At 47.5% G+C, this 25989-nt stretch carries 20 protein-coding genes and 2 pseudogenes; 7 read left to right on the top strand and 15 right to left on the bottom strand.

The features are described from left to right. Positions 1 to 3 precede the first annotated feature (3 nt). From tssA to CKV66_RS03405, 7 genes are all read right to left on the bottom strand, one after another. On the bottom strand, positions 4 to 1644 hold the full coding sequence (tssA, locus tag CKV66_RS03435; RefSeq protein WP_085363416.1) for a type VI secretion system protein TssA: 1641 nt from the start codon (positions 1642 to 1644) through the stop codon (positions 4 to 6). Then, positions 1641 to 4898 carry an ImcF-related family protein gene (locus tag CKV66_RS03430; RefSeq protein WP_085363415.1) on the bottom strand — a complete coding sequence of 1086 codons (3258 nt, stop codon included), beginning with the start codon at positions 4896 to 4898 and terminating at the stop codon, positions 1641 to 1643. The genes tssA and CKV66_RS03430 overlap by 4 nt, the downstream gene beginning before the upstream one ends. Before the next feature lie 290 nt (positions 4899 to 5188). Continuing rightward, positions 5189 to 6364 carry a hypothetical protein gene (locus CKV66_RS03425; protein ID WP_085363414.1) on the bottom strand — a complete coding sequence of 392 codons (1176 nt, stop codon included), beginning with the start codon at positions 6362 to 6364 and terminating at the stop codon, positions 5189 to 5191. Then, positions 6364 to 6627 (bottom strand): PAAR domain-containing protein, encoded by a 264-nt coding sequence (locus CKV66_RS03420; RefSeq protein WP_085363413.1) that lies wholly within the window; start codon positions 6625 to 6627, stop codon positions 6364 to 6366. The genes CKV66_RS03425 and CKV66_RS03420 overlap by 1 nt, the downstream gene beginning before the upstream one ends. A gap of 361 nt (positions 6628 to 6988) precedes the next feature. After that, a complete protein-coding gene (gene groL, locus CKV66_RS03415; RefSeq protein WP_085363412.1) occupies positions 6989 to 8632 on the bottom strand; it encodes a chaperonin GroEL in 1644 nt (547 codons plus the stop codon). A gap of 80 nt (positions 8633 to 8712) precedes the next feature. Next, the gene (gene groES, locus CKV66_RS03410; protein ID WP_085363411.1) at positions 8713 to 9000 is read right to left on the bottom strand and encodes a co-chaperone GroES; all 288 of its coding nucleotides are present in this window, start codon (positions 8998 to 9000) and stop codon (positions 8713 to 8715) included. A gap of 371 nt (positions 9001 to 9371) precedes the next feature. Next, a complete protein-coding gene (locus CKV66_RS03405) occupies positions 9372 to 11354 on the bottom strand; it encodes a DNA topoisomerase IV subunit B (protein ID WP_085363410.1) in 1983 nt (660 codons plus the stop codon). Positions 11355 to 12101: 747 nt separating this feature from the next. On the opposite strand from CKV66_RS03405, the gene CKV66_RS03400 reads away from it, so the two are divergent. Then, positions 12102 to 14429: a C25 family cysteine peptidase gene (locus CKV66_RS03400; RefSeq protein ID WP_158087792.1), complete on the top strand. Its 2328-nt coding sequence runs from the start codon at positions 12102 to 12104 to the stop codon at positions 14427 to 14429. 316 nt (positions 14430 to 14745) lie between these two features. Here CKV66_RS03400 and CKV66_RS03395 read toward each other — a convergent pair whose 3' ends face one another. The 3 genes from CKV66_RS03395 to CKV66_RS03385 form a co-directional block, all read right to left on the bottom strand. Next, the gene (locus CKV66_RS03395; RefSeq protein WP_085363408.1) at positions 14746 to 15345 is read right to left on the bottom strand and encodes a glutathione S-transferase family protein; all 600 of its coding nucleotides are present in this window, start codon (positions 15343 to 15345) and stop codon (positions 14746 to 14748) included. An 82-nt stretch (positions 15346 to 15427) separates the two neighbouring features. Then, complete coding sequence (locus CKV66_RS03390) at positions 15428 to 16132, bottom strand: helix-turn-helix transcriptional regulator (protein ID WP_085363407.1); 705 nt, start codon at positions 16130 to 16132, stop codon at positions 15428 to 15430. 90 nt (positions 16133 to 16222) lie between these two features. Beyond that, positions 16223 to 16741: an RNA pyrophosphohydrolase gene (locus CKV66_RS03385; protein WP_054600166.1), complete on the bottom strand. Its 519-nt coding sequence runs from the start codon at positions 16739 to 16741 to the stop codon at positions 16223 to 16225. A 293-nt stretch (positions 16742 to 17034) separates the two neighbouring features. On the opposite strand from CKV66_RS03385, the gene CKV66_RS03380 reads away from it, so the two are divergent. Then, positions 17035 to 18201, top strand: a complete 1167-nt coding sequence (locus CKV66_RS03380) for a polyamine ABC transporter substrate-binding protein (RefSeq protein WP_085363406.1) — start codon at positions 17035 to 17037, stop codon at positions 18199 to 18201. A gap of 188 nt (positions 18202 to 18389) precedes the next feature. On the opposite strand, the gene CKV66_RS03375 is transcribed toward CKV66_RS03380, so the two are convergent. Continuing rightward, positions 18390 to 18545: a DUF1328 domain-containing protein gene (locus tag CKV66_RS03375; RefSeq protein WP_085363405.1), complete on the bottom strand. Its 156-nt coding sequence runs from the start codon at positions 18543 to 18545 to the stop codon at positions 18390 to 18392. A gap of 520 nt (positions 18546 to 19065) precedes the next feature. Here CKV66_RS03375 and CKV66_RS03370 point away from each other — a divergent pair. After that, positions 19066 to 19263 (top strand): CsbD family protein, encoded by a 198-nt coding sequence (locus CKV66_RS03370; RefSeq protein WP_085363404.1) that lies wholly within the window; start codon positions 19066 to 19068, stop codon positions 19261 to 19263. A 178-nt stretch (positions 19264 to 19441) separates the two neighbouring features. Here CKV66_RS03370 and CKV66_RS03365 read toward each other — a convergent pair whose 3' ends face one another. The 4 genes and pseudogenes from CKV66_RS03365 to CKV66_RS03355 all read right to left on the bottom strand — a co-directional run bounded on the left by CKV66_RS03365 (position 19442) and on the right by CKV66_RS03355 (position 22549). After that, positions 19442 to 19897 (bottom strand): DUF494 domain-containing protein, encoded by a 456-nt coding sequence (locus tag CKV66_RS03365; RefSeq protein WP_085363403.1) that lies wholly within the window; start codon positions 19895 to 19897, stop codon positions 19442 to 19444. A gap of 15 nt (positions 19898 to 19912) precedes the next feature. After that, positions 19913 to 20053 (bottom strand): annotated as a pseudogene (locus CKV66_RS12855) (DprA-like winged helix domain-containing protein); the annotation flags it as partial. 117 nt (positions 20054 to 20170) lie between these two features. Continuing rightward, a pseudogene (gene dprA, locus CKV66_RS03360) lies at positions 20171 to 21055 on the bottom strand (DNA-processing protein DprA); the annotation flags it as partial. 216 nt (positions 21056 to 21271) lie between these two features. Further along, the gene (locus CKV66_RS03355; RefSeq protein ID WP_085363401.1) at positions 21272 to 22549 is read right to left on the bottom strand and encodes a LysM peptidoglycan-binding domain-containing protein; all 1278 of its coding nucleotides are present in this window, start codon (positions 22547 to 22549) and stop codon (positions 21272 to 21274) included. A gap of 167 nt (positions 22550 to 22716) precedes the next feature. Here CKV66_RS03355 and def point away from each other — a divergent pair, with 167 nt between their 5' ends. The 4 genes from def to CKV66_RS03335 are packed head-to-tail and all read left to right on the top strand — an operon-like array spanning position 22717 to position 25986. After that, entirely contained in the window at positions 22717 to 23220 is a 504-nt protein-coding gene (gene def / locus CKV66_RS03350; protein ID WP_085363400.1) for a peptide deformylase, read from the top strand. Positions 23221 to 23247: 27 nt separating this feature from the next. Further along, entirely contained in the window at positions 23248 to 24171 is a 924-nt protein-coding gene (fmt, locus tag CKV66_RS03345) for a methionyl-tRNA formyltransferase (protein ID WP_085363399.1), read from the top strand. After that, a complete protein-coding gene (rsmB, locus tag CKV66_RS03340) occupies positions 24168 to 25427 on the top strand; it encodes a 16S rRNA (cytosine(967)-C(5))-methyltransferase RsmB (protein WP_085363398.1) in 1260 nt (419 codons plus the stop codon). The genes fmt and rsmB overlap by 4 nt, the downstream gene beginning before the upstream one ends. Next, positions 25393 to 25986, top strand: coding sequence for a DUF4390 domain-containing protein (locus CKV66_RS03335; protein WP_085363397.1), 594 nt, complete (start codon positions 25393 to 25395; stop codon positions 25984 to 25986). Before rsmB ends, CKV66_RS03335 begins: the two co-directional genes overlap by 35 nt. The last annotated feature ends 3 nt before the right edge of the window (positions 25987 to 25989 follow it).

Below are 25989 nucleotides of genomic sequence, written 5' to 3'. Positions count from 1 at the left end.
ACCTTAATACAAGGTAATTAAAGCTTTTGCAGCATCAAGTTTGACCAATCTGTTTTGAAGGTCGCCTATTTTCTCTATGATCTTGCTTTTCTCATGTTGGACGTCTTTCCGCTTGGCTTTGGCCTGCAAAAAGCTACATTGCAGATTATATAAATCGAATGCAAAATCCTTATCCCATACTTCTACAGGCATGCCTTGCATTTCATTTACAGCCCGATCCAACAGGTGTAAAGCCCATTCGTTTTTTTGGTAGGCATCTGCCAATTTCGCCATCATTAAAAGCTTGTGGCATAAAAACTTACCGTGTTGCAATTTAGGATGATCGGATAACCATGCCATAGCTGCTTCTACACCTGAAGCAGCAGCCATTGTTACTGCTTCTTCATATTGGTTGTTTTCCTCTGAAGCAATCAAATCCATAGTTTGGGATGATTGTTGGGGGTTACTGCTTGGCTGGGTGGATTTGAGCACCTGTTTTTCTATCCACTCTAAGACATTATCAGATGCAAAAGCCATGCCATCATCAAACATTAATCCGGCCACACCATCGCATCTTTCTAAAAAAGAGGAAAAGTCTGCTAAAAATGATGTTGTCTGGCTTGAATAAACGCCCCCTAAAGATACCTGAGCTTTCCAGGCATAATATTGCAAATCAAGCCAATAATGATTGGCACCTTCTAAAAAAGCTGCTTCAACTTTTTCTAATAAATCCAACCAGTTTTCTTCTTTTTCCAATCTTGCCAAGTTTGCTACAACATCGGTTCTCGGTGCTTTCAAACGGGTTTTACCATCCACTGCAGGAGGGCTGCTGTTCAAAGCACCCCAACGTACTGCTCTGATCATTTTGCATGCAGACCAATAACCGTTTTCTTGTTGCCTCAAAAAAACCGCTATTACCCGTGTCTGATCCAGCAACATCTTGCTAGAGCTGATAGTCGCTACTGGTGAAGGCAACGTCCCTGCGGTATTAGCTTCATTTGCACTTGATATGGGTCGATTTTGTGCATGATCCAAATCATCAACAGCAGAAGATTGACTACTTGAATCAGAGGCAGATGCTTTTTTCAGCTGAAGTGATGTTTGTTCAAATTTCTCTAAAACAGCACCAAACCCGGGACGAGCTCCTTCATCCCAACTCATACAGAGATTTTGCAGGAGAACTAACGAAGATAATATTCTTTTGAAAATGTCTTCGTTATCAATCTCCAATGTCTCTAAAACATCAAGTGTCCTGTTGCCCATTAACCAAGACAACGCGGTGTATCTTTGCTGAGGCTTTTTAGGCCAAACTTCATTACCAAATGATGAAAGTAAACCACATATCAGTTCTAGGCCGTCTGAAAAACCAGCAAGGCCTTCATCACGCAGTTTGGCGTAAGCATAATAAGCACCCACGCGCAAATCTTTTGCCTGCTCTTTTAATAATTGTTCACTTAAACGGATGATCAGCCCTACATCTATTCCGCTTAATTTAGCTAACTCTGATTTAACCGTTTCAAAATCATCTTCGTAGCTAATATCACTACCTGTCGGCATTTCTTCGGAAATGGGGTTTAGCCAAGTAACCCAAGCTGCCAGCCTCTCTTCTGCCAGCGAGCTTGGATTCTCTCCCAAGACTGATTTGATCCAATCAGGAACCATCATTTTGCAGAAACCTCGAAAATTCTGTTCGGAATATGCACGTTTCTCATTTCAAGCAAACCTAAAGGCCCTTTACCGGTATTGGTACGAATGTAAAAACGGATAGCAAGATTATTATCAACTTCAGACTCGACTAGGTAAGTTCCACTATCAATCGGTGTTACCCGAGCTTTATCTAATAAACGGATAAATCCAAAACGCCCGTTAAATTCAATATTTTTTCTTACTCCGGAGGCATCACTTTCCCAAGTGATTTGCGCTCCTGAAGCATTCACGTCCCCAGGCCATCTGAAAGCTTTCCATTCCGCTTCTTGGTTAAAGTAATTTAATGATTGTCCGTCAAGCATCAAAGAGAACGAGGTAATACCTGCCGTTGGAGCCGGTTTCAGTTCAAATGTATATCCGACTTCTCCATTAACAAATAAATCATTTGCAATAAGCCCCAGCTTATTAATTTGATTTAAAAATTCCCTATTTACTTTAAACTCTTGCCCAGGAACCTCAACCCAGCGATGACCTTGTTTCGTTAAAATACCTTTCAATTGCGATTGGATAAATTGATCAAAATTACCTTTGTTCGGCTCAAAATATTTAGCAAGCACAGGAATCGCAACTTCAATTTCACTTGCACTGAACGGATATTTACCACTTATATCTGCCTCAACAGCTGACATAACATTTTGGTGCCATACCGAGTTGATGTTTTCTTGAGCGACACCTGATAGGCTTCCCCACGATACATGGAATGGCTTCACAAAAACGTTATTGGCAAAAGCCATTAATTTATCACCCACCCCTGCTTCAACCAGTCGCGCATATTGCAGGCCGTCTGTAAATTCATTTTGTTCACCAGACATGACACCTTGTAGGGCGATACGGGCTGCGCCCCCCGTGTCAGACGAGCCGACAATCTGAATCAAACGCTGCTTAGTTGCCGTTACTTTTTCCAAATATCTTTGCAAGCTCAGATCACTTTTTGGATTGACGCTGGCATCAATCAACTGCAGTAAGGTTGCGAATTGATCGTGTAATGGCCCTTGCAAATAATCTTGCACTTGCTCTTGTACCGCTTTTACTTCTTCAGACTGACTTTCTAATGCAGCAGCAGCTAATTGACGCTGGCGAGTTGATACTTTTGCAGCCGCAATTTTCTCTGCTTTATTTAATACCGCTTGATTTACGGAAATTCTTTTTGCATCAATCATGCTGTTTTCTTTAATAACATCCATCAATGCTACTAAAGGGGAACGTTGAGGATCAGCATAAACATGCAATTGATTCACGGCCTCCAAACTCTTATTACGGCTTACCCATGAAATACTGTTCAGCACCTCGAACCATGCCGCAGCATATTCAGAGAAATATTTGTCTTTAAGGGTCTTGATGGCAATTTCATTCACTTCAGCTGCTGACAGTTTGCCCGCTAGAACCCAATCATCTTCATGATTATTTTTGGAAGCTGCCTCAAAAGCAGGTTCTATATACTTATTCCACGCTTCTACTGTAAACACTCCCGGCAGTTTTTTAGCCACCACCCATTCATTCTGTATATCTCTTTTCAAGATTTCAGCCAAAGAAATGCTCGGAAACTTTTGATTACCTTCTTCAATAATTTTTCTGTAAACATGCTCTTCGGTTTGCACATCGCCCATCCATTTAGCTAAAACCTGACGAGTGTTATCAACCAAGAGAGCATCACTTTGCGATGCCCAACTTTGATGCTGGGCAAGACGTTGAGTGTAGAAAGCGACAACTTCCTTAATCTGGTCATTCTTAGTCAAATATCCGTCGAATATCAAAAGCATATTTGAAGCCAAGAACTGTGGATCTACTTTATCGGTTCTATCAGTTACCATCAGATAGGCTTTTAAGATATTGTAATACTCATCGCCATTCTCAATACTGGCGCTGTTATATCCGTCTAAATAAGACAAATGATCAGTCCATTTTTGTAAAACAGGTGAAACCACGGCCGCTTTAACCGCTTTGCCATATTCGAGATAGGCCGTATCAAGCAATTCTTTACTATGGTTGTAACCTACGGCAGTCAATATTTTTCCTGAAGTACTGGCTTTTTTCTCTTCAAGGTAAGTAATCTGTTTTTGTAATTTAATGATATCGGCTAAGTTATTAATTGAAGAAGAATTCTGCTTCAACTGCATGATACTTTGCTGCAATGTCGCCATATCTTTGTGGCTGTTATAAGCAGCCATTGAGAAACCCACTGTTGCCAACACAGCAAGGATGCTTAACCCTCCGTAAATTTTATCGGGCTGAGTCCATTTCAATTTCTTGCCTTTATTGAAGTCGGCAATACTGTTGAAAGATTGATAAATCAAATCAGGCAGCAAGTCCTGCTGTCTAGCATGAACAAAAGCAACAGTATTAAGGCTGTCTGACTTACCCATCTCTTTTTTATTCAGAGAAAGCTTCTCTGCAATAATGCCATTTGAAACCTGTAATTTTCGTGACAACAACGCAGCTGCAGCCGATGTAGGCTTCTCCTCAATCGAAAACGTACCAATACCAGACAATTCAAAAGCAAATCGATCCAAATCTTTTTGAATATTTTCTTGCTTCGTTTCCAAAACGCGATGGGTAACAGAATAAGGTTGGGTATGCTGATGGTTTCTATCAACGTAAACCATGTTAACAGGCAGCAACCATCCCAACTTATCCATAAACGATTTAATAGCACCGGAAAATTGTTCTGCAGAATTGATTTCATCTGACAAATACACAATCCCTTCAGCCGGCTGCACACCCTGACCACGCAGGCCATTCCATCCTTCAAGCGGCTCCGGAGCATGGAGATCAATCCAAAAAGCTGAATGGCTTTCTACCCACAAATGGGTTTTAATTTCAGGGAATACTTGCAGAACCACTTCATCCGAACCATCAACGAATATCCAAGGTTTTCTATGGTTTTTATATTGGGTCGTCAAAGTGTAAATTTGTTGAAGCTGCTCCCAACGTTGAACATTTCCGAGTAAACGGATGGATTCGGAAGGCTCTTCTTTCAATTCTTCTGTGATTAATTTTCTTGCGCCCGCATATCGGCCCGACCAGCCAGACCATACATAACGAATGATCATAGGCATTAGGAAAATCAGTGAAGTGATGACTACCAAGCACATCCAAACAACTGTTTTTTGCATTGAGCCTTCGAGGCCTATTTTAGAGCCGAAAAAATAAACTAAACATCCGGATAGAATGCTGATAACAAGAAGGATTAAACCCAGAAAAAGTGGTCTCATGATTTTTAATTTCCAAAAAATCCAACAAGAGTAAAACTAACGTGAAATAAAAAAGGAATCTCGCGATTCCTTTTTTGGTGTCATTATTAAAATTTCTTTAATAGACAAGCACATTCAATCGTTAACATATACGACAAACGATTAAAAACTTTCCTCGCAGGCGTAAGATTATTCAACACGCATGAAAAAATCAATCAGTTTATGTTAAGCGGTTATTTTATGATATTGGCGTTACTATGTTATTGAAACCTTTTTACCACAACCCAATTTCACGTTTCTTTCTTACTTAATTATGAGGTATGTGAAAAAGAAACCAATCCCAAATACACCTTCTGCTGATCGCCCGCCAACCACAGAACATCCTTACCTGACATCTCGCTATTGAGCGCAAACCACAACACCAGCCAATGCGAATTCACGGCTCCATCGAAATAACGATCTGTCGTAAGAACCTCTACGCCGTCTTTGCCACGCCAAAACTTCAAGCCGGAAGCATAAAGATTCTCTAATAAAACCGACATCTTATCCGGCGCAATATTACCCAGCCACATCGCACTCGGCTCTTTGTCTTTTAAAGCATAAGGGGCGTATTTTTTTCTCACCAACTCCCCTAAAGCTTCATTATCTTCATAATTCAATTCAATCTGCCTAAACACATATCCTTGAATATTTGCTTGCTGTTTTGCCGCAGACTGCTTGGGAACAAACGCAAACCAAGCTGCACTTTCAGGAGCAGCATTATCTTCATCTTCATTTAATGCCAAAGATAAAACTACAACTAACTTTTCAGGTGTAGTTTGAATCCAATTACCTAATGCCTCGATCCCGTGCTCCAACAAGCTGATTTCAGTTTGGACTTGCTCTGAAATACCGGAGTAATTCAAATAATCAGAAAGCGCTTGAAAATCTTCCTCTTTCGAATATTCATTGGCTACATCTAAGCAAACAAGCAACTCTTTATAAGGAAGAGCGGCTAACATACTCTCAACAAATCCGCCAAACTCTTTGAATATGTCTTCCTTAATTTCATAATCATCTTTTTCCGCACGGTCAAATACGGCAGGGCTGCCTTTTCGCATTTCTCCCTGCTGAGCCAGCACATCCGACACATTCAGACTTTCAGGCAAATAAATACCCGAGCCGACTACCGCAATATTTTTTTGCGCCCAATTTTGCCAATGCTGGCGGATTCTGTTTTTTTCCACTTCCCACGCATCAAATTGGCTTTTCCGGCTGTATTCCCAAGAAAAAAACATCAAGCGTAAGCTCCCCCACAACAATAAAGGGACGCCAAACAACAATACCCAAAAAAGCAGCGAAAAAGGTCTGTTTTGCCAAAGAGATAAGATAACCGGCACACTCAGCAAAAATATAATAAACAAGCCCGCAAACCAAAATAAGGGCTTATCAAAGCGATATTTTTCCAGCTTTACCACTTCAGGAATATCAGGAATCGGCCAGTCCATCAATCACTCCCCACAGACGGCATGCTGCTGATCAACGCGCAGCCACAAGCACATTTACACCCTTCAACGGCAACCGCTTTATCTTGAAAAGACATAAAAGTGCTTCCTTCAATAATGGGATTCACACCATGGCCGGGCACCGGGCAGCTGACCATATCACCCACCAAAGCCGCCGGCTTGCCATCAATAACCATTTGCGATGAGGCCTGAATGACATTTCCACCGTGGGTGGTCGCATCGCCCAAGCGGATAATTCCTTTCATAGAACCGTTCCTTAATACTGAGAATAGAATGCCAGCATTCTACATTGCTTTATCATATTTTCACAAATCAGTCTCATTCAAACGCTCTAATTTTTAACTGAAAACAGCAATCTAATCTTTATTTCAACTATATGATTTAAATAAACAAAACATCAAATCCACTTTGAAGCTTCGATACACCATTCCAGTATTTCTTTTTTCCAACGCCATTGAAAGAAATACAACATGACAACTCTTTTAGATTAAATGAAGTTCATTTCAGACGGCCTCTCATGCAGACAAGCAATCCGTGAAGACGCAAAAAATCCCGCATGCCAAGCATGCGGGATTTTGGTTTGGTACGGCTTTTTCAGACGGTCTCTTACATCATACCGCCCATGCCGCCCATTCCACCCATGCCGCCCATATCAGGCATAGCAGGTTTGTCTTCAGGAATTTCGGCAATCATGCAGTCGGTAGTCAGCATCAAACCGGCAATCGAAGCGGCATGTTGCAGGGCTGAACGGGTTACTTTGGCAGGATCCAAGACACCCATTTCCAACATATCGCCGTAGGTGTCATTACCGGCGTTATAACCGTAATTACCTTTGCCTTCCAACACTTTATTAACCACAACAGAAGGCTCGCCGCCGGCGTTTTTCACGATTTGGCGCAGCGGAGATTCTACGGCACGCAACACGATTTGTACGCCTGCATCTTGGTCGGCATTAGCAGTTTCCACTTTCGCCAAAGCAGCACGGGCACGCAGCAGCGCCACGCCGCCACCGGCCACTACGCCCTCTTCCACGGCAGCGCGGGTTGCATGCAGCGCGTCTTCTACGCGGTCTTTCTTCTCTTTCATTTCCACTTCGGTAGCCGCGCCGACTTTGATTACCGCAACACCGCCGGCCAATTTGGCCACGCGCTCTTGCAGTTTTTCTTTGTCGTAATCGCTGGTTGCTACTTCGATTTGCTGACGGATTTCTCCTACACGCGCTTCAATCAGGACGGTATCGCCGAAGCCGTCGATAATGGTAGTGTTTTCTTTACCGATTTCGATGCGTTTGGCTTGACCCAAATCTTCCAAAGTGGCTTTTTCCAAAGACAAGCCTACTTCTTCTGAAATCACGGTACCGCCGGTCAAAATGGCGATGTCTTGCAGCATGGCTTTGCGACGGTCGCCGAAGCCCGGGGCTTTAACGGCAACGGTTTTCAGGATGCCGCGCAGGTTGTTCACAACCAAAGTAGCCAACGCTTCGCCTTCAACGTCTTCGGCAATAATCAGCAGCGGACGGCTGGTTTTGGCGATTTGCTCCAATACCGGCAACAGGTCGCGGATGTTGCTGATTTTTTTGTCGAACAGCAATACAAACGGGTTGTCCAACGCAGCCAATTGTTTTTCGGCATCATTGATGAAGTAAGGAGACAGATAGCCGCGGTCGAACTGCATACCTTCTACTACATCCAATTCGTTTTCCAATGATTTGCCGTCTTCAACGGTAATCACGCCTTCTTTGCCCACTTTTTCCATGGCTTCGGCAATGATGGCGCCTACTTGCTCGTCGGAGTTGGCGGAAATAGAACCTACTTGGGCGATTTCTTTAGAAGTGTCGCAAGGCTTGGCGATGTTTTTCAGCTCTGCAACCAAAGCATTTACGGCTTTGTCGATACCGCGTTTCAGGTCGGTCGGGTTCATGCCGGCGGTAACGTATTTCATGCCTTCGGCTACGATGGCTTGTGCCAAAACGGTTGCAGTGGTGGTACCGTCACCGGCTACGTCGTTGGTTTTAGAGGCAACCTCTTTCACCATTTGCGCGCCCATGTTTTCGAATTTGTCTTTCAATTCGATTTCTTTGGCTACGGTAACGCCGTCTTTAGTGATGTGCGGGCCGCCGAATGCGCGGTCCACTACCACATTGCGGCCTTTCGGGCCTAAAGTAACTTTAACGGCGTTGGCCAATACATTGACACCGTTTACCATTTTTTGGCGGACTTCGTTACCGAACTGTACGTCTTTTGCTGCCATGTTGATTCTCCAAATAATTTAAATTTTTCAAGAGGCCGTCTGAAACCGTTTCAGACGGCCTGAACAATGTTGTTTGCCGATTATTCCACGATACCGAAGATGTCTTCTTCGCGCATTACCAGCAACTCTTCGCCGTCTGCTTTAACGGTTTGGCCGCTGTATTTGCCGAAGATCACTTTGTCGCCGACTTTCACATCCAGCGCACGGCGTTGGCCGTCTTTACCAACTTTGCCCGCACCTACGGCAATCACTTCGCCCATGTCGGGTTTTTCGGCTGCGGCGCCCGGCAATACGATGCCGGATGCGGTTTTTTCTTCAGCTTCCAAGCGTTTCACAACTACGCGGTCGTGTAAGGGACGGATGGTCATGTGTATGCTCCAATATCATAAATAGTCAAACAAATACCTGAATATTCAGGCTGTTAAAAAATGAAATGTTGTGCACGAAAGGCAAGCCCAACATTTTCTAGTATGAACGAAAGGCAAAATAAGGCTGTAAACGGTAAATTCAAGCCCTGTTTTGTGTTTTTGTACAAATTTCTTTTGCTTTCAGACGGCCAAATAAGAGAAGCGGAAATGCGGCTTGGGCAAACCGGCTGCTTTAGGCAGGCAATGAATGCCGCGCTCACTCAAACCGATATGCCTTAACTATTCCGCAAAGGTTTCAGGCCGTCTGAAAACCTTTTTTCAGACGACCTGCTTACTTATCAAAGCTGATTCTATTTATTAAGGCGAAGACTTTAAATATCCACTTCTGCCGTATCGCCTTCGGCCTCCATCCACGCGCGGCGGCTGGCGGCTTCGCCTTTGCCCATCAATTTGACAAAGATGCTGTGGGTTTGTTCGTGCGCCGTTTCGGGAATCTGCACCTGCAACAGGCGGCGGGTGTCGGGGTGCATGGTGGTGTCTTTGAGCTGGTCGGGGTTCATCTCGCCCAAGCCTTTGAAGCGGCTGATGGAATAGGCGGTTTCTTTCACGCCTTCTTTTTGCAGGCGCTCCAAAATGCCGTCCAACTCGCCCTGATCGAGCGCGTAGAATTTGCGCGCGGGCTTGCTTTTGCCTTGGGCGTTGACATCCACGCGGAACAGCGGCGGTTGGGCGACATAAATATGGCCGTCTGAAACCAGTTTGGGGAAGTGGCGGTAAAACAGGGTAAGCAGCAGCACTTGGATGTGCGAGCCGTCCACGTCGGCATCGGAGAGGATGGCGATTTTGCCGTAACGCAGGCCGCTTAAATCGGGGTTGTCATTCGCACCGTGCGGATCAACGCCGATGGCGACGGCGATGTCGTGGATTTCGGCATTGCCGAACAGTTGGTCTTGATGCACTTCAAAGCTGTTCAACACTTTGCCGCGCAAGGGCAAAATGGCTTGGGTGGCTTTGTCGCGCGCGAGTTTGGCCGAACCGCCTGCCGAATCGCCCTCCACTAAGAAGAGTTCGTTTTCTCGGATGTCTTCGCTTTCGCAATCGGTGAGCTTGCCGGGCAGCACGGCCACACCGCTGCCTTTTTTCTTTTCGATTTTCTTCACCGAACGCATCCGCGCCTGCGCCTGCTTGATGGCGAGTTCGGCGATTTTTTTACCGGCTTCGACGTTTTGGTTGAGCCACAATTCCAGCGGGTCGCCCGATACGGCGGCCACGAGTTTGAGCGCGTCGCGGTTGGTGAGCTTGTCTTTGGTTTGGCCTTGGAATTGCGGGTCGAGCACGCGGGCGGACAACACGAATGCCACGCGGCCGAACACGTCGTCGCTCTGCACTTTCACGCCGCGTGGCAGCAGATTGTGGTGGTTGATGAAGTTGTTCACCGCTTGGAACACGGCTTGTTTCAAACCGGCTTCGTGCGTGCCGCCGAGCGGGGTGGGAATCAGGTTCACATAGCTTTCGCTGTTGCACGAGCCTTCTTCCAGCCAAGTGAGCGCAAACGCCGCGCCTTCGCCTGCGCTGAAATCACTGTCGTGGCCGTCTGAAAGATAGTTTTCCGAAGCGAACACCGGCACGGCTTCTTGCGCCTCGCTGATTAAGTCGAGCAGATAGCTTTTCAGGCCGTTGGGGTAATGCCATGTCTGCACGTGCGGCTCGGGCTGGCCTTTGACGGGGCGGGTGAGCGACACGGTAACGCCCGGCAGCAGCACGGCTTTGGCGCGCAACAGGCGCTCAAGCTCGGCGATGCTGTATTGCGGGCTTTCAAAATATTTGCCGTCCGGCCACACGCGCACTTCGGTGCCGCTGTCTTTCACCGCGCATTTGCCGACCTCGGCCAACGGCTCCACCACCGCGCCGCCCGCAAACACGATGCGGTGGATTTTGCCTTCGCGCTTCACGGTCACTTCGAGGCGTTTGGAAAGCGCGTTGGTTACCGATACGCCCACCCCGTGCAGGCCGCCTGAAAAGGCATACGCGCTGCCGCCGTCTTTCTTGTTGAACTTACCGCCCGCATGAAGCTGAGTGAACACCAGCTCCACCACCGGCAAACCTTCCACCGGATGCAGCCCCACCGGAATGCCGCGCCCGTTGTCGCGTACGGAAAGCGAGCCGTCTTCATGGATTTCCACTTTGATTTCGTCGGCAAAACCGCCGAGCGCTTCGTCGGCGGCGTTGTCGATCACCTCTTGGCAGATGTGGGTGGGGCTGTCGGTGCGGGTGTACATGCCCGGTCGCTCTTTTACCGGCTCCAAGCCTTTGAGGACGGTGATACTGGATTCGCTGTATTGGGGTGTGGTCATGAGGGTTACGCAGTCAAATGTTTAAGCGGTTTCAGATGGCCTCTTGCGGCAGGCCGTCTGAAAAATAAGAAAGTCTTGCAATCGGGCGGGATTTTAACATGATTCAAACGGGGTTTCAGACGGCATCGGAAAAGCGGATTGGGTGCTGAAGCAAATGAGGCCGTCTGAAAATCAAAAACGTTTTCAGACGGCCTGAAAGCATTTAGTTCTATTCCTATTTCAAGGCAAAAAACCTCTTCAAAAGTTCTGAATAGATGACCATTTTTGAGAACGCCCGCCAGTCCTGACTCATATAAAAATTGTCTTATATCAACTTTTGTACTCAATTTTCAGATCAAGGAGAAAAACAAAATCAATCCTTATTGACACAGGCCGATCAAGATTGCAACGTAAAGTTATATCATAAGTTATTATTTATAAAGTATTATTTATGATAATAACATTTAATGAATGCATCATTTATAAGATGCTGCCCACAGTAACACATACGTTTGTGCCATAAGGTTTTAAACCTTAACCAAGCACAACAACTGTAGGCCACGGTGCCGGTTTGTATGTTTTGTTGTAACTGTTGTTTGGAAAGCCAATGCCTTGTGCATTTCGGCGGCAAGTGCTTACAACTGTATCGATGTTTGATGCTTAGCTTTACGGAGTCGCCTCATTTTAAATAGTAAGGCTGCCTCCTAAAACAAGTGAGCTTTGCCGACAAAACTAAATCTACCCCACTGTATGAAAAGGAGAGTAAACATGAGCGAGAAAAAATGGCTTAGCTTTCAAAGTACCTCTGAAGTCAATGAACCGCCTAAAATCGAAGTTAACAAAGCAGTCACATCCTCTGCCGCTCCTAGAGCACGCAGTCTGCATGATGTAGAGCAACATAAGGCTGTAACGGTTCGATATACCATTTCAGGTGCATGGGAAGGTACGGTCGCAGACTTTAAGCGCTTGGAGATACCCGAAACTACATTCATAGACGTAGAGGGAGCCCCCTCCGTACCCAAAGACGGTATCTTTGTAGCTTTACCTATGGATGCCGAGGATGTGCAAGTCCGCGTTGTTGAAAAGTCCACAACCGCCATCGATCGCGAGCTTGAAATCGCCCCCGCTCCCAAACAGTTTATTGAATCAGAGTTCAAGGAGGTGTATAAGCCCGATCCGTCTATATATGGCTCGGACGAACCCTATCCCGGACGCGATTTCGACTTTTTGGGCTTAAAGACTGTTGCCGGTGTAAAAGTCGCTCATATCCTTGTTTACTTGGGGCAATACCGGCCTGTATCTAAAAGCATGGAAGTCGTTCAGTCAATCGTTCTTGAAGTTTCTTACCATACGCCACACGATACCGACAGCATTTCTGGCAAAAAGCGTAGCGCCCGCAAACTTGGCCGCAAACCGCGTCAAATGCCCGAAACCGATCTCATTTTAGGTTTAGATCTGCTGGACGACCAAGCCGATTATTCATCAATCATTGAAGATTTTGAAGGGCTGGATCGAGAATTTATTGAAAAACTGGAAGCCGAAGCAGAGTTGCCGCCAGATGAACTTGATAAAGCTTCATACCTGGAAACAACGGAAGACGAAGTTTTGATTACGTCGGCTCCAGTAGAACGCAGTCTAACCGCAAGAAGGCCGACAGCTTTTCCTCGCCCCAAACTGAAGATAGCCGGGCTCATCGCTGAGTATGTGATTATTACAACCCGGGCTCTTGAAAATGCGGTCGAACCATTGCGGAGAGCAAAAACAGGATGGCCGTTTTACGCCAAAGTTGCGCTGACTGAAGACATTCAGAAAGAGTTTCCGCACTCCGGTTCGGATTTGAAAGAATCAATCAAAGCATTTATTACATGGGCAACCAACAACTGGTGGGTTCCTCCCCGTTTTGTCGTCTTGGCAGGTGATACAGATGTTATCCCTATGCATACCTATGAAAGAGGTTATCTCTCTGACCATTATTACACTGATGTTTCCGACGATCTTGTGCCTGAATTGGCACTCTCGCGTATTCCTACTTCCGATCCTGCTGTCCTCAAACAAGTCTGTAGACACCTCACCGGATACGCAAATCGTCGTAGGGGAGATTGGGGCGGCTGGCAGAATCGGGTGATGTTGTGTTCTCACAAAGATTCTGTATACAGAGACAACTGCGACGAAATCTACGATCGAATCCATCATCGCTACAATACTATCAAACGATATGCCACAGACACTTCTAGGCAAGATGTGATCAATACGATGAACAACGGAGTTGTGATGGCACTTTATCGTGGGCACGGCGACGTAACGGAGTGGTCATCCAGCAACGGGCTCCGCTGTGAAGATGTTGAGCAGCTTTCCAACGGATGTTTTCCTCCTTTCGTGCTGAGCGTATGCTGCTCGAACGGTGCGGTGGACTTCAATCATCTCGAAACCATTACGGAAACATTTATCCGCAGGCGTAAAGCCATTTCTGTGTTTGCCAGTTCGCGCGATTCGTGGACTCATCCCAATAATGACTTCGCCAGGTATTTATTGGATGCTGTGATAAGTGGCAAATGTGCCACTCCGGCTGCCATTGTTCGCTATGCCAAAACCATGATGATACGAAACCACCCAAATTCCGTCTATCATATGGACAACATGCTTATGTACAACCTTTTCGGCGAGCTTACCGCTCATGTAGCCAGCAATGCCGAATGGTTGAGGGGTCGTTGGGAATTCCTCTACGACAAATGGAAAGGCACCCTGAAAGTAGACAGAATTTGGAACTACCGTGTAGAAACCTCCCCTTCTGGTCTGCAAGCACCGGTTTGGAGTATTTCTGGTCAGTATGTTAATAGAAACCACAGCTACTCCTTCGAGGGAACTCTGGGAGGATTCTCTCCTGCCCAACCGGGTGTAAGTTCCGTGCGAAGCGATCACAAATTCGAATTCCGGATTAAGTTCTCATCTTCCTACTACAAGCGGTTTGTGGGATACGTTGATACTTGCAAACTGACCCGCATTTCGGGATCAGGCTGGGAGTTTAGTTATCCATTCGGATGGACTGCTCAAAGGAAAAAAAGGAGAAAGAAAAAAGGAAAACGCAAAGCAGCTTGAATCCTTTGACTGCCGCAAGTGAGAAATCACGATAACAGTGAACCGCTCTGAATACTTACAGATATATTTGAATCATTCAAACGGCGGAGAGAAACTGAGTTCTGCATGACGCAGGGCTCAGTTTTTTTACTCAAACCGTACTGACTTATGGTGATAGCAGCCGATATATTCATCGGCCACTTCCTATTTCAATGTGACAACAAAGTGAATGCCCGGTTATACCAACGCTTCAGCTTAGATATCGCAAAATTTTTTACCAAGAACTGGCCTTTTTTCAGACGGCTTCACGCTGTTATGACAAACACTGTTTTACCAATCAACCATTCCATTCCGCAGCACGCACCGCCGCGGGTCGTTGGGCGTGGCGGTTGATATAGCTTGTGAACACGGGATCGGCGGGCAGCGCGCCGGTGTGGTTGACCGTCCAATCCAGCAAGCCGGTGTAGTAAAGGTCGAGCGCGGTAAAGTGGTTGCCGACCATATATTCGCGGCCGTCGAGGTGTTGGCGCAAGGTGTTTACGGCGGTGTTTAAGTCGCCGTAGCCGATGGCACGGCGGATGTTTTCGTCGCTTTCCAAACCGCGCATTTTGTCCACACCGGCATATTCGAGATGAACAGCAAACAAGAGCCAGCGGTAATATTGCCCGCGCTCTTCGCTGCCGGCGGCGGGAATCAGATTTTTTTCGGGAAACTGTTCGGCAAGGTAGGTAACGATGGCGGCCGATTCGGTCAGCACTTGGCCGCGGTGTTTTAAGGCAGGCACTTTGCCCATCGGATTGACGGCGAGATAGTCGGGGGATTTGACGCTGTCGTAAGACAACACCACGGTATCGTAATCGGCGCCGCATTCTTCAAGCATCCACAAAACCATGCCGCCGCGTGATTGGGGTACGGTGTAGAGGGTAAAGTCTTTCATGTCGTTCTCCAAATATCGGGAAGGGTAGGAAGATTTTACGGGCGGCGCGTGTCAGTTTTTGTCAGCAGGGTTTCAGACGGCCTCAAAAATCGAACGGATGCAGGTCGATGCCTTCCCTGCGCCGCCATTCGTCCAGCAAAAGCATGCGCGGGGTAGGATAAATGTCGCCGATCACGGCTTTGCCGATGCGGTCGGAACGGAAATGGCGGAAATCCTGCCGCAGTTCGCACCAAGCCGACACCAGCCGCGCGTCGTCGAAATAGCCGATGGAAAACGGCCACACGGTGCGGCGGCTCGGGCGGTTTTCGGCATCGATGTAGTCGAATTCGAGTTTGCGGTTGCTGCGGATGGCGGCGCGAATGGTGTTGAGAACATGCTGCTCGTGTTCGCCGTATTCCGCATGATCGCGAACGGGAAACAAGGCTTGGCTGTCCAATAAATCCGCCATGTTTTCCGGCAGCACGGCCTGCACTTTCGCCAACACCGATTTGGCATCTTGCGCCAATGCGTTGTCGGTATAAGCCAGCACCCAACGCATGCCGAGCACGAGGGCTTCGATTTCGTTGGCGTTGAACGAAAGCGGCGGCAGCAGAAAATCTTTGTGGAGAATAAAACCGACACCCGCCTCGCCGCGTATATCCGCTCCCTGACGACACAGGGTTTCGATGTCGCGGTATATGGTGCGCACGCTCACGGAAAGCGTTTCCGCCAGTGTATCGGCGGTAACGGGGAGACGGTGGTTGCGCAGCAGTTGCAACAGGTTGAGCAGGCGTTCGGAGCGGGTCATGGCGGGCGGTATGTTTGTGGCAGGTTTTAATCAGTGAGGCCGTCTGAAAATAAAAAACGCTTTCAGACGGCCTGAAAGCGTTTGGAGGGATTATTTGAGTTCCAATTGGCGGCGGGTGAATTCTTCCAACGTTTCCAAACCGCGCAGAAAGCGGGAAAGTTCGCTCAATGCACCTTCATATACTCCGCGTTTGAAATCAATCACTTCGTCTATCGGTGCCCAATATTGATGCCAACGCCAGCCGTCGAATTCGGGGTGGCTGGTCGCGCGCAGATGCACGTCGCTTTCACGGCCTACCAAGCGCAACAGATACCAAATCTGCTTTTGCCCGCGGTACGAGCCGCGCCATTCCCGTCGCACCCAATGGGTAGGTACGTCGTAGCGCAGCCAATCACGCGTGCGGCCGAGTATCTTAACGTGGTGCGGCAGCAGGCCGACTTCTTCCAGAAGCTCCCGATACATCGCCGTTTCGGGGCTTTCGCCCGGCTTGATGCCGCCTTGCGGAAACTGCCACGAATGCTCGCGCACGCGCTTGCCCCAAAATACTTCGTTGCGGTCGTTGGTCAATATAATACCGACATTGGGGCGATATCCTTCTCTATCCAGCATTTTTTGTCGCCCTTTGCGTAAAATCCAATCGCGTGATTTTCCCATAAATGCGAGCGGTTTGACAAATTTATCCACAAGCGGCGCCTCCCGTTCGGGGCCGTCTGAAAAAATTATTGTTTATGATGAAAAACCTATCCGAAGCCGTGTTAAAAAATGTTTGTTTTTACGTTGTAAGGTCTTGCATCTCAAAGGATTTTGCCGTTTAATTCGCCCTGCTGCACGCAGCCTCACTGCCTCTGCATGGTTTATATTTTTTTGTACCGCCTACGGTACGTTTTTTAAAGGATAAGAACATGAAAAAAACTTGGTTGGTTTCTGCTGCGGCAGGATTATTTTTAGCCGCATGCGGCGGTTCGGGTAATACTGAAGCGCAAAAAACTGCGGAAAATACGGCAGCAAGCAGCGGGCAGCAAACGGCAGCCGCTCCGGCAACAGGCAAACTGAACATTTACAATTGGTCGGATTATGTCGATTCATCTACCGTGAGCGATTTTGAAAAAGCCAACGGTGTTAAAGTGCGCTACGACTTCTACGACAGCAACGAAACGCTGGAAGCCAAAGTGCTTACCGGCAAATCGGGCTACGATTTGGTTGCCCCCTCGATTGCCAACGTAGGCCGCCAAATCAAAGCCGGCGCTTATCAGGAAATCGACAAAAACCTGATTCCCAACTACAACAATATCGATCCCGAATTGTTGTCTATGATGGACAAAGTTGATCCGGGTAACAAATACGCCGTGCCCTACTTCTGGGGCGTCAACACGTTGGCCATCAACAAAGACCAAGTAACCAAAGCTTTGGGCAGCGACAAACTGCCTGAAAACGAATGGGATTTAGTATTCAACCCCGAATACACCGCTAAATTGAAATCATGCGGCATCAGCTTCCTCGACAGCCCCACCGAGCAAATTCCGCTGGCGCTGAACTACATCGGCAAAGACCCCAACAGCGAAACCGCCGATGATTTGAAAGCGGCTGTGGAAATGATGAAAAAAGTGCGCCCCGATGTGAAGCGCTTCAGTTCTTCCGGCTATATCGACGATATGGCAGCAGGCAACCTGTGTGTGGCAGTAGGTTACGGCGGCGACTTGAACATTGCCAAAAACCGTGCCAAAGATGCCAAAAACGGTGTGAATATCCAAGTATTAACGCCCCAAACAGGCGTGGGTATCTGGATTGATTCGTTTATGATTCCTAAAGACGCGCAAAACGTTGCCAATGCCCACAAATACATCAGCCACACGCTTGATCCGCAAGTAGCCGCGAAAAACGGTAATTTCGTTACCTATGCACCGGCCAGCAAACCTGCCCGTGATTTGATGGAAAAAGATTTCGCAAGCGACAACTCTATTTTCCCGAGCGATGAAGTCAAAGCCAAGAGCTTCGTCGTTTTACCCAAATCACCCGATGCAGTTAAATTGAATGTACGTTTGTGGCAAGGTTTGAAAGCAGGTCAATAACTGCTTTCAAATAGGCCGTCTGAAAAATACTTGCATTAAAAAGCACCGTATCATCACGGTGCTTTTTTGTTTAAACCGGTTATTAACAAACACAACATTTTATACTTAAGCTTAAAATTCCAACAAAAAGGCCGTCTGAACAACAGACAGCCTTGATTTATGTTTCGTTGAAAGTATTAAAAAGACCGTTACTTACGACCGAAAATCAAGGAAAGTACGGCCAAAATCAAGAAACCGATAAAGAGGATTTTCGCAATGCCCGCAGCACTTCCGGCAATACCGCCGAAACCGAGAACCGCAGCAATGATGGCAATAACAAAAAAGATTACAGAATAACGCAACATGGTTTTTTCCTTTTTTTAAGTGTTATAAATTCGATGTGTGACATCTCAAAATACCGCTTTCCCGCTTCTCACATCTTATTGAAAAACATGAAGAAGCTACGGATTGCCATCACATTAACACACAGCACAACACTCTCCAATTGCATATGTTTACTTAAATCGCACTTTTGACAGAATTAACACCATATAGATAAAAATTGAATAAACAAAAAGTAAAAAAAATGGCCGTATAAAATTCTTCAATTGAAAGCAAAATAAAATAACTAATTGATAAAATTGAAATTTTATATTTTTCTGATATAAGTACGAAATTAAACATTGCTGACAAATCTGCAATTTTAGTAAATCGATTTAAAAAAAACATAACTAACCATATGATTTTATATAACTTTTAAATAGATTTTTGTTAAGACGTTTGAATTTTTCTTGAAAAAACCATATCGCTGCCTTACTTGTTTCTTACACCGAAACGGTGCACACATCATTATTTATATATAAATCTTTAAGGAAAGGAATCCACATGAATTGGGATCAAATCGAAGGTAAATGGGAGCAGCTTGTTGGAAAAGCGAAAGAAAAATGGGGCGAATTGACTGATGACGATTTGACTGTTGCTGCAGGCAAACGCGACCAACTCGCCGGAAAGCTTCAAGAGCGCTATGGTTATACCAAAGAGCAAGCTGAAAAAGAGTTGGATGATTGGATGAACAGCAATTAATCCCAATTAATTTATAATGCTCAATTGTTAAATTGAAACAAAAAAACCCGCACAAAGCGGGTTTTTCTACTATCAATAATCATGAATCATGTTTTAGGCAAGAAACTGCAATACAGTTTAGCCTTGTTTTTATTGATTACAACAAGATTTTATATCCATTTCCGCGCTGGTGTCGGTATCAGTGCATAACTGCTTTACCATGCAAAGCCATCATCAATTCTTCACCGATCAAAGCGGGCAACTCGGCTTTATGCGCCCATAAAACCAGCAGGGTCAGCACTTTTGCCATATCTACGGTAATTTCATCCGGCGGCAAGTGCAGCAGAGCATGTACGACAAATTCACGTTGTTCGCCATTAATGGCTTGGGCGTGATCTAAGAAATAGAGCAAATTAACCACGTCTTGCGGTAAAGACTCCAATTCTTCCCAACAATAAACGCGCATAACGCCGCTGCGGTATTGAGTTTCTTCTACTTCCGGGCTGTTGGCCAACACTTCCAGCAACATCAAGGCTTGATTGATTTCAATATCATTGAAACCGATGTCTTCCAGAATCTGCCCTAAATCAGAAGGCGGAGGGCAGGCATCTAAGTCGTAAAAGTGTTTGATTAAAAAGGCGATTACATCAGCCATGATATATCCTTGTTGTTATTTGATTCTTTGATAGCGTCCACCCGGCATCGGGGAGACGATTTTCTCCAGTTCAAGTTCAATCAACTGCGCGTATATGTCGGCAGCAGGCAGGTTTAACTGCTGCGCCAGAGTGTCGGGGTGAACAGGGGCATATCCCAGTGCGGCCAAAAGTGGATGTTCAGACGGCCCCGTTGTGTGTGTTTGGGTATAGTTTTCTTTTTTCTGCTTTTCCTGCCGAATTGTTTGCTTATTTGTCTCCATCGGAGGCAACGATTGCAACAATTGCGGGCATTCGAGCAAAATGTCGTCTAAACATTCTACTAATTTCGCACCTTCTTTTATCAGCTTGTGACAACCTTTGCTGTGCGGGTTATCAATCGAGCCGGGTACTGCCATCACTTCCCGCCCCATATCCGCAGCCAACTTGGCGGTAATCAGCGAACCGGACTCCGGAGCGGCTTCCACTACCAATACGGCTTTCGATAAAGCTGCGATGAGGCGGTTGCGGCGGGGGAAATTGCCTGCCAGCGGACGGGTATTGAGCGGAAATTCGCTCACAATCAACCCGTTTTCAGCAATCCGGTAAGCCAAATCTTTATTTGCCTGCGGGTAGATTCTATCTATCCCCGTACCCCATACCGCAATTGTACTGCCTTGTGTTTCCAGCGCGCCCTGATGGGCTGCCGCATCAATACCGGAAGCCATACCTGAAACAACGCTGATACCTTGCTCTCCCAATGCTTTACCGAAATCGCGGGCAATCCGCATAGCTTGAGGTGTCGCATGTCTGCTTCCAACAATGGCAGCAGAAGAACGGTGTAAAAGCTCAACGCGCCCCCGTAAAAACAGCAATGGCGGAGGTGTAATGCCTTCGGTCAGCATAACGGGGAAGTCGTTATCGCACAGCAACATCAAACGGCAATTTGCTTGTTGTTCCCACTCCAAAGCTGCTTCTGCGGCTTTGACGGCTTGCGCATTCTCTCCTTCCCATGCTGCAACAGCCTGTTTGTGGTGAGCCAGTTGCCTCACTCTTTCAGCCGGTGCCGCCAAAGCAGCTTGCGCACTACCGTAATACTTTATCAGCGCTAAAAAACTTTCTGCTCCGATATACGGTGTTAGTGCAAGCTGTATCCAAGCGAATCTTTCTGAATCATTCATGGCAAACCCCGTAATGTTTGCATATGCACATAAAATAGTAATGTGCGTTATATTTTTATGTTTCACATTTTATATAATTTGTAATGGTTTGTTAACCATTTTCAAGAATAATTTACGAAAAACAGGTTGGAAAAGTGAAAAATGTGTCGTGAAAATGCCAATAAAAAAGCACACATTGCTGTGTGCTTTTTTCAGACGGCCTTTAACCGGCTTGTTTTAATAGGGGTTTATATTGCTTTTAATGTTGTATTCATTATGCTCCGTATCATGCGACTCTTGTGGCGCATTCGGTACATGTTTCACATCATCTGCCATGTTGTCCAAGTCTTGACCCGGTTCGGAAGCGGCATCCCCAATGTTAATATTGGTTAAACTCTCCAATATGATGGCTGAAGCCAAATGCTCGCTAGTGCGGTAAACCATCGCCAAACCCACTTCTTCGGCCGGGATAGAAACATATTTCACCACGCTGCGGCCTTTGCCGCCGTTTTCCAAATCTACTTTTACTTGGCGGCTGCGCTTGTATAAGCTCAAAACCGTACCTTTGTCCAAGCCGTCGGCTTCGCCTTTATTCAAGGTAATGGTTTGGAATTGGCCGGCTTCACTCACGCCGTCAAAAATAGACACGACTTTTGCATCAATATGGCGGCTTGGTGCATGCGGCATCATTTGGAAACTGTCGCGCTCATCCGTCATTTTCAATAGGAAGTCACCCTTGCGTACTTCAGACACGGCTTCTTCTACCACCATAGGCTGTGCGGTTTGGGTAGGCACTTTTACCAAAGGATGCAGGCGGGTGTAATATTCGTTGCCAGGTAAAGATTCCGCATCTTTCTCACTGCGCGCATCCAAAGCGCTATTGGTGTAGGGCAACGTGCTGACGATGCCGCTGAACACCACTTCTTGTCCCAAATATTTCTTGGTCTCGGGATCAACAATATCTTTGCGCGCTCGATACACCAAATAACGACCCGGCTCGGTGATTCCGTATGCGTACACACGGTCGCCTTTGCTGTACAGAATGCGGTTGTCGGGGCCGTCGATCAGGCGGGGCGAATCTTGCGTCTGCATTTGCGGAATCACTTGCGGATGCTGCATAAACATACGGTAGAAATTCACATTAACGGTTTGGATGCCGTAACCCGAAGACACTTCGCGTACGCGCGGCGCCAATTTCACCACCGGAATGCCGTCGTTATAGGACGCGGCATTATCAAAACCCAAGCGCGGTTGGTCGTTCACATAACGCAACACCAGCACCTGCCCCGGATAAATCATGTGCGGATTGCGGATTTCGCTGCGGTTGGCACCCCACAGGCGGTTCCATTGCCACGGGCTGTAAAGGTATTTGCCTGAAATACCCCATAATGTATCCCCTTGCTTGACCACATAACGCTTAGGCGCATCGGGGCGAACCTTCAGTCCGGCTGCCGCGGCGTGGCCGGAAAATGCCAAGCCTAAGGTACAAAGCAGGGTTATAATACGTTTTTGCATGACTGCTCCCCTTGAAATCGAATTGATTGTCTTTAATTAACTTTAACAATGAGCATAATGGCTCTTTGCGGATAGGACATGTAATAAAATCTGCGTAATATTTTATCACTGAATATTGCCGTTATCATAGCATCAAACACACATATTTTTACATTAGAGATTCAACTATGGCATTACTTAACATTCTCCAGTATCCCGACGAGCGCCTGCACACTGTTGCAAAACCGGTAGCCGAAATCGACGGGCGCATCCAAACGCTGGTCGGCGATATGCTGGAAACCATGTACGAAGCACGCGGCATCGGCTTGGCTGCCACGCAAGTCAATGTGCATGAGCGCGTGGTCGTGATGGATTTGTCGGAAGAACAAAACGAACCGCGGGTATTCATCAATCCGATCATCACCCACAAAGACGGCGAAACCACTTATGAAGAAGGCTGTTTGTCCGTGCCCGGCATCTACGACACCGTAACCCGTGCGGAACGTGTCACAGTAGAAGCCTTGAATGAAAAAGGTGAAAAATTCACGCTGGAAGCCGACGGTCTACTGGCTATCTGCATTCAACACGAGCTGGATCACTTGGCAGGTAAAGTGTTTGTGGAATATTTATCCACATTGAAGCAAAACCGCATCAAAACCAAGCTGAAAAAACGTGCCAAGCACAATCTGTAATCCCTTGTTCAGACGGCCTTTTAAACTATGAAAGTGATTTTTGCCGGCACGCCCGATTTCGCCGCATCCGCCTTATCAGCCATCGCCGAGGCAGGCTTTGACATTCCTTTGGTGCTGACCCAACCCGACCGCCCCAAAGGACGCGGCATGCAGCTCCAGCCCAGCCCTGTAAAGCAAACGGCTTTGGAGCTGGGTTTAACCGTAGCCCAACCGCAAAGCCTGCGCCATGAAGACGCACAAGAACTGTTGCGTAAACAACACGCCGACGTGATGGTGGTAGCCGCTTACGGCCTTATTCTGCCCCAAGCCGTCCTCGACATTCCCACGCATGGCTGCTTAAACATCCATGCTTCGCTTCTGCCGCGCTGGCGGGGCGCCGCGCCCATCCAACGTGCTATTGAAGCGGGAGACGCCGAAACAGGCGTTTGCATCATGCAAATGGATGCAGGCTTGGATACCGGCAACGTGGTCAGCGAACACCGCTACACTATTCAAAGCACCGATACCGCCGGCAATGTGCACGACGCTTTGGCACATATAGGCGCGCAAGCCATCGTGGCCGATTTGCAACGTCTGCAACAAGAAGGCCGTCTGAACAGCACGCCCCAGCCGGAAAACGGCGTCACCTACGCCAACAAATTAAACAAAGAAGAAGCCCGCATCAATTGGAGCGAACCCGCCCACATCATCGAGCGCAAAATCAGGGCGTTCAACCCCGTGCCCGCCGCTTGGACGGAATACCAAGGTAAACCTCTGAAAATCTGGCAAGCCGAAGTAGTGGAAGGTCAGGGAGAAGCCGGTACAGTACTGCAATGCCGTTCAGACGGCCTGATTGTCGCGTGCGGACAACACGCCCTGAAAATTACCGAATTACAGCCGGCAGGCAGCAAACGCATGAATATAGCTGCTTTTGCGACGGGAAACCGTATTGAAACGGGAGAACGCCTGTGAGTATGGCTTTGGCGCAAAAGTTGGCGGCAGATACAATAACGGCAGTTGCATCCGGGCAAAACCTGCAAGATGCACTGGCAAACGTCCGTGCCGCGCATCCAGAACTAAGCCCGCAGGAAAACGGCGCTCTGCAAGACATTGCCTACGGCTGCCAACGCTACGGCGGCAGTTTGCGTTATATGTTGGGCAAAATGCTCAATAAGCCCATTACCGAACCCAAACTCGAAAGCCTCCTGATTGCCGCACTGTATCAACTGAACCACACCGCCAACGCTCCTCATGCGGTGGTCAACGAAGCCGTTGATACAGCCGCCAAAATCGGCAAAGGGCAATACCGTTCGTTTACCAACGCCATATTGCGCCGCTTTCTGCGCGAACGCGAAAAACTGAATGCCGGCTGTAAGCATAACGATGTTGCCAAATACAACTTGCCCGAATGGTGGGTTCGCTATCTGCAAAACCATTATCCGAAACATTGGCACAACATGGTTGCCGCATGGCAGCAGCACCCGCCGATGACTTTGCGCATCAACCGCCGTAAAAGCGACGCCCAAACTTATCTGAAACTGTTGGCGCAAGAAGGCATCGCCGCCACCGCTTTAGACGACTATGCCGTCATGTTGGCGGAAGCCGTACCGGTCAACCGCCTGCCCGGTTTTTCAGACGGCCTCGTATCGGTACAAGATTTCGGCGCACAGCAAGCAGGCTACCTGCTGAACCCGCAAAACGGCGAACGCATTCTCGATGCCTGCGCCGCACCCGGCGGCAAAACCGGCCACATATTGGAACTCGCCGACTGCAACCTGACCGCCTTAGATATCGATGAAGGCCGTCTGAAACGGGTGGCCGACAACTTAAATCGATTGAATGCCCATGCCGAAGCGCTCATATGTGCCGACGCACAAGACATTGAAAAATGGTATGACGGCCGGCCTTTCGATGCCATCCTAGCCGACGTACCCTGCACCGCCTCGGGTGTGTTAAAACGCAATCCCGACATCAGATGGCTGCGCCGCCCCGGCGATGCCGTCAAAACCGCGCGCCAGCAGGAAGCGTTGCTCGACGCACTCTGGCAAACCCTGACGAAAAACGGCAGAATGCTTTTAGCAACCTGCTCGATATTCGTAGAAGAAAACGAACAACAGCTACAAAAATTTTTAAACCGCCATGCCGACGCCCGATGTGTAGAGTCACATGTGCTTTTACCCAACAAACAGCAAGATGGCTTTTATTACGCGCTTATTCAAAAACAGTAAACTACTGTTATTGCCCATTCTGCTGGCCTTATCTTTTCAGACGGCCGCAGAAGGGATAAGTGCAACCCGCTCTTTAGCCACCTTAACCTCATCGGGGCAAATGTCGGTCAGCAGCCGTTTCTCAACCACGCTGCCCGACCAGCTCAAACAGGCCCTCAATCAGGGCGTACCTTTGAATTTCACGCTGAATTACCAGCTTTCCGCGCCTACCATTGCCTCCTACCGTTTCAAACTCGAGCATCTGGTCGGCAGCGGCAACACCATTCAATACAAACTTTCCTACCATCCGCTAACCAACCGCTACCGCGTTACCGTGGGCACTTTTTCCACAGAATACAACAGCTTGGAAACGGCCTTGCGCGGTATCGGCGCCGTAGCCAACTGGCGGGTGCTGCACAATGGAGCGCTTAGCGGCGTTTCGCCCAAAGAAACCAAGGCCGAAATCAGGCTTTCATTAAGCACCTCCCAACTTCCCAAACCTTTTCAGATTAATGCGCTGACTTCGAAAAGCTGGCAGCTGGATTCCGGCTGGCAGTCCCTTACCATCACGAAGGAGTAAGCC

This window comes from Neisseria zoodegmatis, from assembly GCF_900187305.1.
Taxonomy (GTDB): domain Bacteria; phylum Pseudomonadota; class Gammaproteobacteria; order Burkholderiales; family Neisseriaceae; genus Neisseria; species Neisseria zoodegmatis.
The sequence above is the reverse complement of the archived record's forward strand: the minus strand, read 5'-3'. Positions and strand labels throughout refer to the sequence as shown.